The 14,694-nt window shown below is 70.7% G+C and carries 12 protein-coding genes, 1 tRNA gene and 5 pseudogenes; 6 read left to right on the forward strand and 12 right to left on the reverse strand.

Annotated features, from left to right (window positions below; genetic code table 11):
- Positions 1-484 precede the first annotated feature (484 nt).
- From ABZ479_RS35975 to ABZ479_RS35990, 4 genes and pseudogenes are all read left to right on the forward strand, one after another.
- Positions 485-712 carry a hypothetical protein gene (locus ABZ479_RS35975; protein WP_500465527.1) on the forward strand — a complete coding sequence of 76 codons (228 nt, stop codon included), beginning with the start codon at positions 485-487 and terminating at the stop codon, positions 710-712.
- A 58-nt stretch (positions 713-770) separates the two neighbouring features.
- Positions 771-1,288 (forward strand): annotated as a pseudogene (locus ABZ479_RS35980) (replication initiator); the annotation flags it as partial.
- Positions 1,285-1,495, forward strand: a pseudogene (locus tag ABZ479_RS35985) (helix-turn-helix domain-containing protein). The pseudogenes ABZ479_RS35980 and ABZ479_RS35985, both read left to right, overlap by 4 nt.
- A pseudogene (locus ABZ479_RS35990) lies at positions 1,495-2,630 on the forward strand (tyrosine-type recombinase/integrase). The pseudogenes ABZ479_RS35985 and ABZ479_RS35990 overlap by 1 nt, the downstream one beginning before the upstream one ends.
- A 1,180-nt stretch (positions 2,631-3,810) precedes the next feature.
- Here ABZ479_RS35990 and ABZ479_RS35995 read toward each other — a convergent pair.
- The 3 genes from ABZ479_RS35995 to ABZ479_RS36005 all read right to left on the reverse strand — a co-directional run bounded on the left by ABZ479_RS35995 (position 3,811) and on the right by ABZ479_RS36005 (position 5,401).
- Positions 3,811-4,161: a hypothetical protein gene (locus ABZ479_RS35995; protein WP_500465479.1), complete on the reverse strand. Its 351-nt coding sequence runs from the start codon at positions 4,159-4,161 to the stop codon at positions 3,811-3,813.
- Between the two features lie 401 nt (positions 4,162-4,562).
- Entirely contained in the window at positions 4,563-4,934 is a 372-nt protein-coding gene (locus ABZ479_RS36000) for a hypothetical protein (protein ID WP_500465480.1), read from the reverse strand.
- Positions 4,931-5,401, reverse strand: a complete 471-nt coding sequence (locus tag ABZ479_RS36005) for an NUDIX domain-containing protein (RefSeq protein ID WP_500465481.1) — start codon at positions 5,399-5,401, stop codon at positions 4,931-4,933. The genes ABZ479_RS36000 and ABZ479_RS36005 overlap by 4 nt, the downstream gene beginning before the upstream one ends.
- An 87-nt stretch (positions 5,402-5,488) precedes the next feature.
- Here ABZ479_RS36005 and ABZ479_RS36010 point away from each other — a divergent pair, with 87 nt between their 5' ends.
- Positions 5,489-6,049, forward strand: coding sequence for an HD domain-containing protein (locus tag ABZ479_RS36010; RefSeq protein WP_500465482.1), 561 nt, complete (start codon positions 5,489-5,491; stop codon positions 6,047-6,049).
- Here the strand turns inward: ABZ479_RS36010 and ABZ479_RS36015 are convergent.
- The 6 genes and pseudogenes from ABZ479_RS36015 to ABZ479_RS36040 form a co-directional block, all read right to left on the reverse strand.
- Positions 6,037-6,506: pseudogene (locus ABZ479_RS36015) on the reverse strand (NUDIX hydrolase). The gene ABZ479_RS36010 and the pseudogene ABZ479_RS36015 sit on opposite strands and share 13 nt — an antisense overlap.
- 32 nt (positions 6,507-6,538) lie before the next feature.
- The gene (locus tag ABZ479_RS36020; protein WP_500465483.1) at positions 6,539-7,012 is read right to left on the reverse strand and encodes a YxiG-like protein; all 474 of its coding nucleotides are present in this window, start codon (positions 7,010-7,012) and stop codon (positions 6,539-6,541) included.
- Between the two features lie 36 nt (positions 7,013-7,048).
- Positions 7,049-7,375 carry a hypothetical protein gene (locus ABZ479_RS36025; protein ID WP_500465484.1) on the reverse strand — a complete coding sequence of 109 codons (327 nt, stop codon included), beginning with the start codon at positions 7,373-7,375 and terminating at the stop codon, positions 7,049-7,051.
- Positions 7,305-7,529: pseudogene (locus ABZ479_RS36030) on the reverse strand (hypothetical protein); the annotation flags it as partial. The gene ABZ479_RS36025 and the pseudogene ABZ479_RS36030, both read right to left, overlap by 71 nt.
- Positions 7,530-7,717: 188 nt before the next feature.
- Positions 7,718-7,792: transfer RNA gene (locus tag ABZ479_RS36035), tRNA-Val, on the reverse strand.
- A gap of 64 nt (positions 7,793-7,856) precedes the next feature.
- Positions 7,857-9,110 (reverse strand): cytochrome P450, encoded by a 1,254-nt coding sequence (locus ABZ479_RS36040; RefSeq protein WP_500465485.1) that lies wholly within the window; start codon positions 9,108-9,110, stop codon positions 7,857-7,859.
- 383 nt (positions 9,111-9,493) lie between these two features.
- Here ABZ479_RS36040 and ABZ479_RS36045 point away from each other — a divergent pair, with 383 nt between their 5' ends.
- Positions 9,494-10,663 carry a steroid 3-ketoacyl-CoA thiolase gene (locus ABZ479_RS36045; RefSeq protein ID WP_500465486.1) on the forward strand — a complete coding sequence of 390 codons (1,170 nt, stop codon included), beginning with the start codon at positions 9,494-9,496 and terminating at the stop codon, positions 10,661-10,663.
- A gap of 361 nt (positions 10,664-11,024) precedes the next feature.
- Here the strand turns inward: ABZ479_RS36045 and ABZ479_RS36050 are convergent, their stop codons facing one another.
- From ABZ479_RS36050 to ABZ479_RS36060, 3 genes are read right to left on the reverse strand one after another with little or no spacing between them, the layout of a single operon-like run.
- Entirely contained in the window at positions 11,025-11,924 is a 900-nt protein-coding gene (locus tag ABZ479_RS36050) for an ECF transporter S component (RefSeq protein WP_500465523.1), read from the reverse strand.
- Entirely contained in the window at positions 11,876-13,489 is a 1,614-nt protein-coding gene (locus tag ABZ479_RS36055; RefSeq protein WP_500465487.1) for an ABC transporter ATP-binding protein, read from the reverse strand. Before ABZ479_RS36055 ends, ABZ479_RS36050 begins: the two co-directional genes overlap by 49 nt.
- Positions 13,486-14,601 (reverse strand): CbiQ family ECF transporter T component, encoded by a 1,116-nt coding sequence (locus ABZ479_RS36060; RefSeq protein WP_500465524.1) that lies wholly within the window; start codon positions 14,599-14,601, stop codon positions 13,486-13,488. The genes ABZ479_RS36055 and ABZ479_RS36060 overlap by 4 nt, the downstream gene beginning before the upstream one ends.
- Positions 14,602-14,694: the final 93 nt, after the last annotated feature.

Below are 14,694 nucleotides of genomic sequence, written 5' to 3' on the forward strand. Positions count from 1 at the left end.
GCGGGGCGAAGACTGGAGCGTCGGCCCGAGGCGCCGGGCCGCGCGCCGCCGCGCTCTGCGCGGCGGGAGCGCCTTGATGAGGTAGAGAAAGTCTTACCGCGCAGGGATCGTTTCATGATCGTTTAGGGCAGCGGCCAAGCATGCTTCCAGGCCGAAACACCAAGCCTCACGTGAGGCTCGGCAACGACTCGGACAGACCGTGCTGGACATGTGGATCACCTCGTGACAGGCGAGGACCAACGGCCTTAAGGTGAGGCGCGGTTGCTGCAGGTTGCGAAGGTCATTGCCGCTTGGCGGCCCCTGTGGCTGTCTCTGGGGGGATGCGGTGTTCGGTCCGGCGATTCCGGTGGCCGTTGTGTCGATTCCTGTCCTGTGGCTCTCGTGGCGCATTCGCCAGGGAAGCAATGCGTTGCGTAAGCGCGGGGTCCGGACTCGGGCGACGTGTGTGAACATTGGAGGGGGGCCGAACGGAAGCGTCATGCTCATGGTCCAGTTCACGACGGACAGCGGCGAGGGCGTACGTACGACGATCGGGCCGTTCAACTTCCCGCCTGCGCGCGTAGGCGGCGTAGTTGAGGTGGTCTACGATCCGCGGGAACCCGGCAACGTGCTGACCCCCGACAATGTGGGGAGCGGCAGAGTGGCCCTCTGTTTCGTGGTCGGCTCGGCAGCGACGCTTCTGCTCTCGCTCGCCCTGCTCGTCCTCGGCTAGCTGTACCGGCGGCACAGGCGCAGGCCTGTCGGCGGGGTCAGCGCTGGCGAGACCCGGGGCGTTCGGTGACGGCTCGGACATCACCGAGCAGGCTGTCGCCTCCTACGTCGCCAAGTACGCCACCAAAGCCGCCGAGAACACCGGCACCCTCGACCGCTGCATCGGCGAACTCGCTGAGCTTGACCGCCACCAGGTGCCCGACCACGCACGCCGCCTCCTCCAAGCCTGCCGCGACCTGGACGACCTCTACCCCGACCGGCGGCTCTGGGCGTGGGCACACATGCTCGGCTTCCGCGGCCACTTCGCCACCAAATCCCGCCGCTACTCCATCACCCTCGGCACGCTGCGCCAGGAACGCGCCGACTACCGCGCCGCCCAAGAGCACGCGGACCTCGGGCTGGAGGACATCGAGCCGGACACCGTTCTGGTCCTGGCCGACTGGCAGTACGCCGGCCACGGCCACACCCCGGCGAATCCGCGCTTGCCGCGTCGATCGCACGGGACCTCCAGCTCAACCGCGAAACCGCACGTGAAGCCCTGCACGACCAACTGGCCCTGGAAGGAGCCGCAGCATGAAGGACCGATACCTCAGCGTCGACCAGGTGGCCGAGATGCTCGGCACCTCAGTGCGCTTTCCGGCGCCTGATCGCCGAGCCCCGCATCACGTTCGTCAAGGTCGGCCGCCACGTCCGCATCCCTGAGAGCGCGGTCGAAGCCTTCATCGCGGACCACACGGTCCGGCCGGTTATGAGCGGCACTGCGCGGCTGAAGGCGGTGGCCTGATGGCGAATTCCAAGGGGCGACGTCGTCGCTTTGGGTCGGTGCGGAAGCTGCCTTCGGGACGTGTCCAGGCGCGCTACCGGGGCCCAGATGGGCTGATGCGGACCGCGGACAAGACCTTCGCCAGTCAGACGGACGCGGACCGCTGGCTGGTGAAACAAGAGGCCAAGATCCTCGACGGCGACTGGCAGAACCGCGACGTCAAGATCCCGTTCGGTGAGTACGCCGAGACCTGGTTCAAGGACCGCGACTATGCGGCCACCACCCGCGAACGGAACGAGAGCGCGCTGAACTTGCACATCTCTTGCCGACCTTCCGCGCGGTGCCGCTGAGGGACATCACCACCCCTCAGGTGCGGCGTTGGCGGACTACCCTCCTTGACCAGGGCGTCGGCGGGGCGACCGTCGCCAAGGCGTATCAGATCCTCCGCGCCATCATGAACACCGCCGTGGACGACGGCCTGGTCCAGCGCAATCCGTACCGGATCAAGGGCGGGGCCACCGCCCCGAGTGCCGAGCGACCGTTCCTGTCGGTGGTGGAGGTCTTCCGGCTCGCGGACGCCGTACCCGCGCGCTACCGCATGATGATCCTGCTGGCGTCCTTCACGGCGCTGCGCTTCGGGGAGCTGGCCGGTCTCCAGCGGTGGGACGTCGACCTGGAACGCCGCACGATCTCGGTCCGCCGGGCGGTCGCCGAGACCCGGTCGGACGGACTGACGGTCAAGGCTCCCAAGTCCGCGGCCGGCGTGCGCACCGTGGCGTTCCCCGCATCCCTCACGGTCGAGCTGGCGGGCCACCTGGCCGACTACGCCGAGCCCGGCCGCACGGGTCGGATCTTCGTCGGGCCGCGCGGGGGAGTGCTGCGGCGGAACAACTTCCGGCGGATCTGGCTGCGCGCCATCGCTACGGCCGGCCTCGGTGATGTTCACTTCCACGATCTGCGGCACACCGGCAACACCCTCGCCGCGACGGGCGGGGCCTCCACGCGAGAGCTGATGCATCGCATGGGGCACTCGTCGGTGCGGGCCGCGCTGATCTATCAGCACCTCGTCAACGGCCGCGACCACGAGATCGCCGGGCACGTGGACGACCAGATCCGGCGGGTCAAGGGGACCGACGCCGATCCATCTGGCACGTGAGTGGCACGGCGGCCCTCATAGGCGGCAAAAGATCAAGGCCCCAGGCTTCCGGACTCATGCCGGATGACCTGGGCCTTTGCCATGTGCTGGGGCTGGTGGGCGTGGACGGTTTCGAACCGCCGACATCTGCCTTGTAAGTTCGGGCCGGGGCGCGCGATAACGCCGGAAGACCTAGCCCTGAGGCTGTCCGGGAATGCTGGGGGTTACCGCTGTCCGTCGTCGTTGATGTCACGTGTAGACGTCAGAATCGGCGGTTCGGTGCCCTCTGAGATCTGCCTAGCGAACAGGTCGACGAGTTGTGGCTCCATCCGTCCGGCGTCTTCGTTCTCCAAGGCCTCCACGAGCGCCGGGCGGACCTGCCCATACGGTTGCCCGGCATGGGCGGTCCAGGTTTGACTCACGGCTCGCCGCACCCTGGCCAGATGGGCCCTGATGTGAGGCACTGCCGTCCGTGGTTGTGCGCCCGTGTTCGGGGTCGTTGTAGCGCAGTAAGACACTCAGTCGATGCTTGCGCCGTGCCTAACCCGTATTGCTGACTGGGTCGGGCTGAGCCCTGTCGTGGCAACATGCCAGCATGCCAAGTTTCGCAAGCAGTGGCGATCTTACTGAGGCGATCGAGGACGGTCTGTCGCCTTCGAGGTCCGTGCGGGCCGCTGCTGGCCCGCGACTCGCCCCGCACGCGGGAGCGGCGTCTGCTGCGGCCGTTCTGGAACGCCTTTTGCTGGATCCAGAGAACACGTTCGTGGCCAGGGTTACGGCAGAAGCCCTGCTGAGGCAGGGGTCGTTGGCTGTGGTGCGGCTTGTGGCCCGTGCTGTCGCTCGCGCTGATGACAACCATGGCGATTGGTTGCAGACTGCCGCGCACGATGTGGCCTGGCCGCCAGGTGAGGCGGGTCGTGGCGTTTCGGCTGCGTGTGCTGCTCTTGCCGGCGATCCGGATTGGGCCGTCCGCCGTGGTGCCGCGGAAGTCGCGGAATGGGTCCGCACGTAGCCGACAGTGCTCGCTCGCAGAAAGATCCCCAGTTTGGGGAAGACTGAGGCTGCGGACCACGCCTCAACTGGGCTGACGCTGACCTGCGGCAACGTGGCCTTATCGCCGCTGTTCCCCGCCCGGCACCGCCTCACCTGGCGCGGCTGTGGCACGCCCGTGCTCCCAGCAGTGCTGCTCCGGCCGCACCGTTTAGCCCGACGGCCTCACGACGGCGAATTTGGCACTCATGGGCGGACCGAGATGGCTCACGAGGCCGTATCCAGGCTGATCTGGCCACGGCAGGTAGTAGAGGAACCAGCCGATTGTCTCGGTTACTTCGGGGATGTCCCGTTGTAGCTGATCCTCCAAGAACCGCAGTGTGGCGCGCCAATCAGACTCGGTATCTCCTCCGAGGAACGACGTGACGGTTTCCTGAGCGACGTCCCAGAAGAACGCGATCGGAAGGACGCCGTCCTCATTGAACACGTGCGAGTCATATAGGTCTTCGAAGCCGGGTACGCCGGCCGCAAAGTCCTGCACCAACTGAACGTCTTGGTCCACGTCGTCCCGTCTCCTGGGTGCACAGCATCGGGCGGAACGGCTTGCACGCTGCCACACGGCCGGGGCGTAGAGGCTTTGGGCGGGAGCTGCCATGGGGCGAGAGATCGGAAGCCCGTAAGCTTCCCGCGACTCGGGCAGTCTCTGGAGCTGCCCGCAATAGCCCGATGTGGGCCCCGATCTTCGAGGCTCGCCCCATGGTGGCTGCCTAAAGCATCGGAGCGCCGGCCGCCCCAGCCACCGCGGCTTTGACCTCATGCCCTTCCGGCCTACCTTGTGGGCGCGCGGCGGCGGGCGGCTGCGCCGAGCGGGACGGAGGCCGGAGCGTGGGCGCGGCCGGACGCGGGCCGCGCGCCCGGCGGAGCGTGAGCGACGCCGGGTGCCTTGATGAAGTAGAGAAAGTCTTACCGCGCCGCGTCGCCGCGTTCGAGGCGGAACTCGTCCAAGAGGCTGAAGAACAGGTCCAGGGGCGGAGTGCCCGTGGCTTCTGCTGCCAGTTCGATCTCCCTCGACCAGCCCAGGGAGCTCTCGTAGCCCAAGCCGAGCCGCAGCCCGAGCCACTTGTTGAACGGTCCGCCGGGGTCGAAGTCTGTCGTCGACGGAATCCCGTTGATCTCGCATGCCACGCGGTACCCGTACAGGATCGAGGCGAGGTGATGGATGGAACTGCCTCGCACGTACATGTCTGGCCGTAGGCGCACGTCATCGAGGTAGTCGTGTACGTCCTTCAGCTCGTGCAAGGGTCTCGGCTTGGGGAGCTTGGGACTGCTGGTCATGCTGATGCCTCCAGGAGTTGCCGGCGGTCGTAACTCCGGACGTGTGGCCCTGCTCCGTCCAGTGCATCGAGCAGGCGGACCGCGTAGGACTCGCTCATCCGCTCGGAGGCTTCTTCTGGTGTGAGCCAGTCGACGGCTGTGGACTCTTCGGAGGTGCGCTCGATGCCACCGGAGGGCTTGCAGCGGAAGACCAGGGCGACGATGCCGCGGGTGGTGTTCTTGTAGACGTCGGTGAGTTGGTCGACCTCGACGTGGATGCCGGTCTCTTCCCAGACTTCGCGCTTGAGGCCGTCTTCGGGTGCCTCGTCCAGTTCCGTGACGCCTCCGGGGAGTTCCCAAGTGCCGTTGTCGGCACGGCGGATCGCCAGGAGCCGGCCGTCTTCGCGCACCACGGCTCCGGCCACGGATACCGAGTGCAGTGGTGTCGTTGACGCCGATGCCTGCGATGTACTCACCTGCTGAAGCATAGAGGGGCGAGGCTCTACTGCACCTTGATCAACTCATGAAGTGCCAGGACTGTCGGGTGTCCAAGGTCCTCGGCTACCGTGCGGTCCATGCCTTCTGCGCTGGACACGCCCCATGGAGCGGCCGAAGTGGCCGAGTCGGCGTTGCCGCCGCTTGGGAACCGATGGCTGCATACGCAGGCCGTTGCAGCGCGTGCCCGCGAGGTGTCCGCGGCCGTGCCGGCGGGTGAGCGTGATCTCCTCGTGGCTGCCGCGTGGCTGCACGACATTGGTTACGCCCCGGAGCTGAGGGACACCGGCTTTCATCCGGTCGACGGTGCTCGGCACCTGGAATCTCTCGGTGCACCCGACCGGCTCGTGCGCCTGGTCGCCCATCACTCGGGTGCCGTCTATGAAGCGGAGCAGCGGGGACTGTCGGTGGAGCTGGCCGTGTATGAGCGGGAGGACTCCCCGTTGCTCGATGCGCTCATCTGTGCCGACATGACGACGGGGCCCGCCGGCCAGGCCTTCGACTTCGAACAGCGCATGGACGAGATCCTGGTCCGGCACGAGCCGGGCAGCGAAGTGCACACGGCGATCAGCAACGCGCGCCCGTACCCGCGGGCAGCCGTAGAGAGAACGCAGGCCCGCCTCGTCGATCAGCCGATGTAGGGCTCGGCGCGAGTGGCCAATCCGTGGTCGATCCGCATCCGCATGGACGGGTGGATGCTCAGTCCATCCAGCTTGCTCGGGTGGACGAATACCACTTCCATGCTCTCGCTGCTGGCGCGGAGCTTGCCGCCGGTGATGCGGGCGTGGAAGCAGATGGAGAACTGCTGCCGTACCTCGCCGTCGTCGTAGGCCATGACGTGCGCCGGGTTGGTGTAGATGCCGATCAATCCGGTCACCTCTATATCGAACCCGGTCTCTTCCCTCGTCTCGCGTACGGCTGCGGCCGGCGCGGACTCCCCGACGTCGACGCCTCCGCCTGGCAGGGCCCACAGGTTGTTGCGGTCTTGTGGATGAGCAGGATCTCCCCGGACTCGTTGAGGGCCACCGCCGTGACTGAGGGGACGATGCTGTTTGCCTTCGGGGCGTTCGGGTCGTTGAAGTAGTCGACGCGGGCCATGCGTCCAGCCTTGCACACACGACCTGTCTCCTTCAGTCCGTCGTGAAGGGGGCGTATCCGGTCGGAACCTCGCTGACGCGCAGGTCAGAGAAGAGCAAGGTCAGCCGGTGCGCGTTCGTCTCGATGCAGACCTCATGAAAGTCGAGCCCGGTGGCACGGGACCAACGGCGAGCCGCTTCTGACTCAGGGAGAATCGACGCGCCCGGGTACATGCAATGCGACTTGACGCCCCAGACATAACCATCGAGGTCAGCACCCGTCTCGTGGTCGATGAGCCGGTCGTCCAAAGAGGCACGCCAAGTCTCGGGCGGCACAGAAGACTCGCACCGGGCCTCGACGCAGTACCTGAAGAGGTACCTCCGATGGGCCGGCTCGATGCCGGTTCGAGGATCCGCAGTCATGTAGACGATGACTTCGTAGTCGCGCATGTAGTCGGTGTATCCGTGGTACACGACAGCGTGATCGAAGGCCTCAGCCAGCAGTCGGTCCAGTTCAGCGACGTCCATGTCGCCGTTCTATCTCACGTGATCAGCTCTCCGCAGTCAGGTATCCGCCGGTGCTGGCTGGTAATGCGGCTCCAGCGATCTCCCGTCCAGGACCTCGATGTCGACGATGGCGGTTCCAGTCGGGTCGAGGTTGAGCCAGATCACCGCCTCGCCGTCCTCCTCCAGTTGGCAGATGTAGGGCTCGGGTGAACCTTGCGGTGACGTCCGAAGGTTGTGACACGTGGCCGAGCAGGTGCATACGCCGTAGTACCTCAGCGTCGGGACCTGCTCGCTGAGGACCCCACCGTCCGGCTCAAGCAGGCGCAAGATGTCGGCGGCCAGCTCCGGGAAAGCCTCGGCGAACAAGTGCAGGTCGGCGGTCATCGGACGGCGGGAGTCCCGCGCTCCCATGCGTAGTCGAAGCTGCGATCAGCGCGGCCCGCACCGACGAGTGCCCCATGCGGTGCATCAGCTCTCGCGTGGAGGCCCCGCCCGTCGCGGCGAGGGTATTGCCGGTGTGCCGAAGGTCGTGGAAGTGGGCGACGAGGAGGGTATCGGCGGGGACCTGGCCGGGCACGTGGACGACCAGATCCGGCGGGTGAAGGCGACCGACGCCGATCCATCTGGCACGTGAGTGGCACGGCGGCCTTCATAGGCGGCAAAAGATCAAGGCCCAGGCTTCCGGACTCATGCCGGATGACCTGGGCCTTTGCCATGTGCTGGGGCTGGTGGGCGTGGACGGTTTCGAACCGCCGACATCTGCCTTGTAAGGGCAGCGCTCTACCGCTGAGCTACACGCCCGCTGGACATGCGAAAGCACACCCTACCCTGCCATACCCGGTGGCCAGCAAACGCACGCCCGGGGTCAGGTGTAGGTCACGCGGAGTTCCTTCACGCCGTTGAGCCAGGGGGAGCGGAGGCGGCGGGGTTCGCCGGCGAGGCGGATGGCGGGGAGGGTGTCGGCGATGGCGTTGAAGATGAGGTCGATCTCGAGGCGGGCGAGGCTGGCGCCGAGGCAGAAGTGGGGGCCGCCGCCGCCGAAGCCGAGGTGGGGGTTGGGGTCGCGGGTGATGTCGAAGGCCTCGGGGGCGGTGAAGACCTCGGGGTCGTGGTTGGCGGAGGCGTAGAAGATGCCGACCCGGTCGCCCTCGCGGATCTTGGTGCCGCTCAGCTCCGTGTCGTGGGTGGCGGTGCGCTGGAAGGAGGTCACGGGGGTCGCCCAGCGGACGATCTCGTCGGCGGCGGTGCGCGGGCGCTCGGCGCGGAAGAGTTCCCACTGGTCGGGGTGGGTGAGGAGGGCGTGCATGCCGTGGGTGATGGCGTTGCGCGTGGTCTCGTTCCCCGCGACGGCCAGGACCAGGACGAAGAAGCCGAACTCGTCCGTCGTGAGGTTGCCCTCGTCCTCGGCGGCGACCAGCTTGGTGACGATGTCGTGGGCGGGGCAGGCCTTGCGCTCGGTGGCCATGTTCATCGCGTAGGAGATGAGCTCGATGGAGGACTCCGTGCCGACCTCCTCGGTGATGGCCAACTCGGGGTCGTCGTAGCCGATCATCTTGTTGGACCATTCGAAGATCTTGCTGCGGTCCTCCTGCGGGACGCCGATGAGTTCGGCGATGGCCTGGAGGGGCAGTTCGCACGCGATGTCGGTGACGAAGTCGCCGGTGCCGTGGGCGGCGGCCCCCGCGACGATGTGCTCGGCGCGGCGGCGGAGGGCGTCCTCGAGGGCGCGGATGGCGCGGGGGGTGAAGCCGCGCTGGACGATCTGCCGCAGGCGGGTGTGCTCGGGCGGGTCCATGTTGAGGATGATCAGCTGCTGGGCGTCGATCCGGTCCCGCTGCATGTGCTCGTTGAAGCGGATGATCGCCGTGTTGGTGCGCGAGGAGAAGGTCTCCGGCGTGGTGGAGACCGTCCTGACGTCGCTGTGCCGCGTCACCGCCCAGTAGCCGTCGTCCCCGAAGCCGGCGAGGCCATGGGGCTGGGGGATCCAGGAGACGGGTGCCGTGCGCCGGAGGGCGGCGAACTCCGGGAGCGGTATGCGCTCCTGGTTGACGTCCGGGTCGGTGAAGTCGAAGCCGTCGGGGAGGGCGGGGCAGGAGGGGGGCGGCGGCGAGGCGGACATCGGCGGCTCCTGGTCCGGTTGGCTCCTGGTCCGGTGTTGGTGTTGGTGCTGGTTCTGGTGCTGTGCTGGTTCCGGTCCGGTGGTGGTTCCGTTCTGGTGCCGGTCGGTGGTGGTCGCGTTCTGGTGCCGGTTCGGTGGTCTTCCGGTTCGTGGTCCGGTGCGTCCCCGCGTACCGTCTTCTGACGGGGCATCAGATGTGCCTGTGGACGGTAGCCCCGCCCCCTTCAAGTCGCAAGGCCCGTGGCGGTGCGGATCGGCCGGCTTGGTGCACGCCCCTTGCGCCCGCGTACCGCCGGTAATCAGACTGCTGGGCAGAACTAGAACGCGTACTAGTTCTGCCGTGGGCGCCGGGACGCCCCGCGGCCGAGGAGAGGACGAGGTACATGGCCGCTGAACCCGTCATCGTCGAAGCTGTACGCACCCCCATCGGCAAGCGCGGCGGCGCGCTCGCCAATCTGCACCCCGCCTACCTGCTGGGCGAGACGTACCGCGAACTGCTCGGCCGCACCGGCATCCAGCCCGACGCGGTGGAGCAGATCGTCGGCGGTACGGTCACCCACGCCGGGGAGCAGTCCATGAACCCGGCGCGCACCGCCTGGCTGGCCTGCGGGCTGCCGTACGAGACGGCGGCGACCACCGTGGACTGCCAGTGCGGCTCCTCGCAGCAGGCCAACCACATGGTCGCCAACATGATCGCGGCCGGGGTGATCGACATCGGCATCGGCTGCGGCGTCGAGGCCATGTCGCGGGTGCCGCTCGGCAGCGGTTCCAAGCACGGCCCCGGCAAGCCCTTCCCGGACGAGTGGAACGTGGACCTGCCCAACCAGTTCGAGGCCGCCGAGCGCATCGCCCGGCGCCGCGGGCTGACCCGCGAGGACGTCGACCGGTTCGGGCTGCTGTCCCAGGAGCGGGCGGCGCGGGCCTGGGCCGAGGAGCGCTTCAAGCGGGAGACCTTCGCCGTGCAGGTGCCCACGACCGAGGAGGAGCAGCTCGCCGGCCAGGGCATGTGGCGGCTGGTCGACCGTGACGAGGGGCTGCGCGACACTAGCATGGAGGCGCTGTCCGGGCTGAAGGCGATCATGCCGACGGCCGTGCACACCGCGGGCAACTCCTCGCAGATCTCGGACGGCGCGGCGGCCGTGATGTGGGCGTCCAAGCGGATGGCGCGGGCGCTGAAGCTGCGGCCGCGGGCCCGGATCGTCGCGCAGGCCCTGGTCGGCGCGGACACGCACTACCACCTGGACGGGCCGGTCGACGCGACCCGCACGGTGCTGGGCAAGGCCGGCATGACGCTGGACGACATCGACCTCGTCGAGGTCAACGAGGCCTTCGCCTCCGTGGTGCTGTCCTGGGCCCGGGTCTTCGACCAGGACCTGGAGAAGGTCAACGTCAACGGCGGCGCGATCGCCCTCGGCCACCCCGTGGGCGCCACCGGGGCCCGGCTGATCACCACGGCGCTGCACGAACTGGAGCGCGCGGACAAGGAGTTCGCGCTGATCGTGATGTGCGCCGGCGGAGCCCTCGCCACCGGCACGATCATCCAGCGGATCTGACCCGGAGGGTGCGGCCGGCCCCCGGGTACGCCCGGGGGACCACCGCATTCCGGGCGGAGGCCGTCGCGGCGGGCGGCGGCGCCGGGCACGGGCGCATGCCTTCCCACCCCACGGACCGGCGTCCTCCGCGAGCGCGGCGGAGGGCGCTCACGAGCGCCGCCACCGGCCTCGCGACGGCTATGCGATCGGCGCGGTCGCGGGGCCGGTGGCGGCCGTGACCGCCCCGCGTCCACCCGCCGCGACGGCCCCCGCCGGCCGCGGCCGGCTGCTCTCTGTGACCCGCCGGCGACGTACGACCGCGCCGCGTTGGTGCGCCTGCCCGGCGACACCGGCCGTTTCGGCGCGTTCCCGCGCCGGCCCGTCAGCGCGGCTGAGCCGGCCCGTCCGGTGCGCGCGGTCCCCCGTCCCCGAAGGCCACCGGGGCGCCGAAGGCGGCGCGCCGGGTGGCCCGGCGCAGCGCGCGCAGCACGAACGGGCCCAGGGTGAGGGCCAGCACGGCGGTCAGCACGGCACGCGGGAGGTCCCAGCCGAGGGAGGTGGCCAGGCAGTACGCGACGAAGCGGGCGAGGTTGTCCGGGAGCGGGTCGCCCGGCACGAAGGAGACCCCGGAGGACAGGCCACCCAGGTACGGCCAGCCCTGCAGGTTCATGACCGTCCCGTACGCGATCGAGGACACCGCCCCGTACCCGGCGAGCAGGACGAGCTCGCCCCGGCCGCGCAGCCGCGCGGCGCCCGGGAGCAGGCCCGCGCCGAGCGCCACCCAGCCCATCGAGAGCATCTGGAACGGCATCCACGGCCCGACCCCGCCGGTGAGCAGGGCCGAGGCGAACATCGTCAACGCGCCCAGCGAGAAGCCGAAGCCGGGGCCGAGCACCCGGCCGGACAGCACGACGAGGAAGAACATCGGCTCGATGCCCGCCGTGCCGCCGCCGAGTGGCCGCAGGGCCGCGCCCGCCGCGGCCAGCACACCCAGCATGGCGACGGACTTGGCGCTCAGGCCCTCCTCGTCGTCCGCGATCGTCGCCATGACGACGGCGAGCAGCAGCGGCAGCAGCAGCGCGAACAGCCAGGGGGCGTCCGCGCTGTGGGCGAGCCCGGAGCCCGGGTCGGCGAGCAGCGGCCAGCCGAACGCGGCGACGCCGATCACCGAGACGAGGGTCAGCGCGACGACGGCCCGGCGGCCCAGCCGGACCGCGCGCGGCCGACGCGCGCTCACGTCGTCCCCGTCAGGGCCGCCTCGACCTGGCCGACGGTCAGCCAGGGCAGGGGACCGAGCACCTTGGCGACCTGCGGCGCGAAGGCCGGGGAGGAGACGACGACGTCGGCGGTGGGCCCGTCCGCGACGAGGTCGCCGTCGGCGAGGACGACCACGCGGTGGGCGAGTTCGGCGGCCAGTTCGACGTCGTGGGTGGCGAGGACGACGGCGTGGCCGTCCGCGCCGAGCGCGCGCAGGTGCGCGGCGAGACGGGCCTTGGCGGCGTAGTCCAGGCCTCGGGTCGGCTCGTCGAGCAGGATCAGCGGGGGCCGGGCGGTCAGCACGACGGCGAGGGCGAGCGCCAGGCGCTGGCCCTCGGACAGGTCGCGCGGGTGGGCGCCGTCGGCGACGCCCGGCAGCAGTTCGCCGACCAGGGCGCGGCAGGTGCCGGGCGTCGCGCGGGCGTCGGCGTCGGCGGCGGCGCACTCGGCGGCGACGGTGTCGGCGTACAGCAGGTCCCGGGGGTCCTGCGGGACGAGGCCCACGTGGCGGATCAGCTCGGCCGGCCTGGTGCGCGACGGCTCCAGGCCGCCGACGCGCACGCCGCCCGAGGTGGGCGCCCGCATCCCGGCGAGCGCGGACAGCAGCGTGGACTTGCCCGCGCCGTTGCGGCCCATGAGGGCCACGGTCTCGCCCGGCCGTACGGTCAGGTCCACCGAGCGCAGCGCCTCCACGCGGCCGCGGCGCACGGTCAGTCCCGTCACGACCGCGACGGGCTCGCCCGTGGCGGGCGCGGGCGGCGCGGGCGGGGTGCGGCCGGCGAGGCGCTCGCGCAGCGGGGCGGCGGCACGGCGGGCGTCGCGCACCGACAGCGGCAGCGGGGACCAGCCCGCGAGGCGCCCGAGCGCGACCACCGGCGGACGGACCGGCGAGACCGCCATGACCTCGGCGGGCGGCCCGTGGACCGGGGCGGCGCCCCCGCCGGGGAGGAGGACGACCTGGTCGGCGTAGTGCACGACCCGCTCCAGGCGGTGCTCGGCCAGCAGCACCGTCGTCCCCAGGTCGTGGACGAGCCGCTGCAGCACGGCGAGCACCTCCTCGGCGGCGGCGGGGTCGAGCGCGGACGTCGGCTCGTCCAGCACCAGCACCCGCGGGTGGACGGTGAGGACGGAGCCGATGGCCACGCGCTGCTGCTGCCCGCCGGAGAGGGTGCCGATCGGGCGGTCGCGCAGCTCGGCGAGGCCCAGGAGGTCGAGGGTCTCCTCGACGCGGCGGCGCATCACGTCGGGGGGCAGGCCGATCGACTCCATGCCGTAGGCGAGTTCGTCCTCGACGGTGTCGGTGACGAAGTGCGCGAGCGGGTCCTGGCCCACGGTGCCGACGACATGGGCCAGTTCGCGCGGCCGGTGGGTGCGCGTGTCGTGCCCGGCGACGGTGACCCGGCCGGTGAGGACGCCGCCGGTGAAGTGCGGCACGAGACCGGAGACGGCGCCCAGGAGCGTGGACTTGCCGGTGCCGGAGGGCCCGACGACCAGGCAGAGTTCGCCCTCGGGGACGGTCAGGTCGACACCGGCGACGGCGGGTTCCGCGGCGCCGTCGTACGTGACGGAGACCTGCTCGAAGCGGATCACGGGCGGGCTCCCTTCAGATGGGCGGGCAGCAGGCCCAGCAGGACGGCGGCCGCGGGCCACAGCGGCAGCGTCGGCGCGGTCAGCGGCACCACGGGCGGGTCCAGGTCGGCGGGCGAGGCGCCGGCGGCCCAGATCGTCAGCGCGGCGACGGCCACGCCCGATGCGGTGATCAGCCACGCGGTCGCGTCCCAGCGGTCGGGGCGGTAGCGGGTGCGTACGGAGCGGCGCCCGCCGAGCCGCAGCCCCGCGACGGCGGCCGCCGCACCGGCCAGCAGCAGGGGCAGGCCGTACGCGGCGCCCTCGGCGGACAGCAGCGCGTAGGTGCCCGCGCACAGCCCGAGCAGCCCGCCGAGGGTGAGCGCGACGGTCGCCCGGCGCACGGCCGGCGGCACCGCGGCGGTGCGGCCGTAACCGCGGGCGTCCATCGCGGCCGCGAGGGCCACCGAACGCTCCAGGGCGCCCTCGAGCACGGGCAGGCCGACCTGGAGCAGCGCCCGTACGCCCTTGTCCGCGCGGCCCCGCAGCCTGCGGGCCGTCCGCAGCCGGCGGACGTCGGCGACCAGGTGCGGCGCGAACGTCATCGCGACGACCACGGCGACGCCCGCCTCGTACAGGGCACCGGGCAGCGACTTCAGCAGCCGGGCCGGGTTGGCCAGGGCGTTCGCGGCGCCCAGGCAGGCCAGGAGGGTGGCCAGCCGCAGGCCCTCCCGGAACGCGAACCACAGCCCCTCGGCGGTCACCCGCCCGCCGAGGCGGACCCCCTGAGCCCAGTCGGGCAGGGGCACTTCGGGGAGGGTCAGCACGGTGTGCGTGCCGGGCACCGGGGAGCCCAGCACGACGGCGAACGCGAGCCGGATGGCGACGACCACCAGGCCCAGGCGGAGGAAGGCGGCGTACGACCGTGACCAGGGCGCGTCCGGCACCCGGCACACGGCGACGACGTAACCGGCGACGGCCGCGAGCAGCGCGAGCAGTGCGGGGTTCGACGTCCGCGACGCGGCCGTGGCGAGCCCCAGCGCCCACAGCCACCACGCCCCGGCGTGCGGTCCCCGCGCCCGCCCCCCGGGTGCGCCTTCCGCGCCCCCGTCCTCCGCACGGTCCGGCCGCCGCATCAGCGCCCGCAGGCGGCCGGGGTGACCGTCGCCGCCCGCGGTGGCCGAGCCGCCCCGGGTGCGCGGCCGCGGCCGGCCGGGTAGGGCGCGGGC

It is taken from the genome of Streptomyces sp. NPDC005722 (genome assembly GCF_040630935.1).
Classification (GTDB): Bacteria; Actinomycetota; Actinomycetes; order Streptomycetales; family Streptomycetaceae; genus Actinacidiphila.

Bases quoted from the DNA above. Each gene is read 5' to 3' on its own strand.
- ABZ479_RS35975 (WP_500465527.1), top strand. From the start codon at position 485: ATGGTCCAGTTCACGACGGACAGCGGCGAGGGCGTACGTACGACGATC.
- ABZ479_RS36000 (WP_500465480.1), bottom strand. From the start codon at position 4,934: ATGACCAGCAGTCCCAAGCTCCCCAAGCCGAGACCCTTGCACGAGCTG.
- ABZ479_RS36005 (WP_500465481.1), bottom strand. From the start codon at position 5,401: ATGCTTCAGCAGGTGAGTACATCGCAGGCATCGGCGTCAACGACACCA.
- ABZ479_RS36010 (WP_500465482.1), top strand. From the start codon at position 5,489: ATGCCTTCTGCGCTGGACACGCCCCATGGAGCGGCCGAAGTGGCCGAG.
- ABZ479_RS36020 (WP_500465483.1), bottom strand. From the start codon at position 7,012: ATGGACGTCGCTGAACTGGACCGACTGCTGGCTGAGGCCTTCGATCAC.
- ABZ479_RS36025 (WP_500465484.1), bottom strand. From the start codon at position 7,375: ATGACCGCCGACCTGCACTTGTTCGCCGAGGCTTTCCCGGAGCTGGCC.
- ABZ479_RS36040 (WP_500465485.1), bottom strand. From the start codon at position 9,110: ATGTCCGCCTCGCCGCCGCCCCCCTCCTGCCCCGCCCTCCCCGACGGC.
- ABZ479_RS36045 (WP_500465486.1), top strand. From the start codon at position 9,494: ATGGCCGCTGAACCCGTCATCGTCGAAGCTGTACGCACCCCCATCGGC.
- ABZ479_RS36060 (WP_500465524.1), bottom strand. From the start codon at position 14,601: ATGCGGCGGCCGGACCGTGCGGAGGACGGGGGCGCGGAAGGCGCACCC.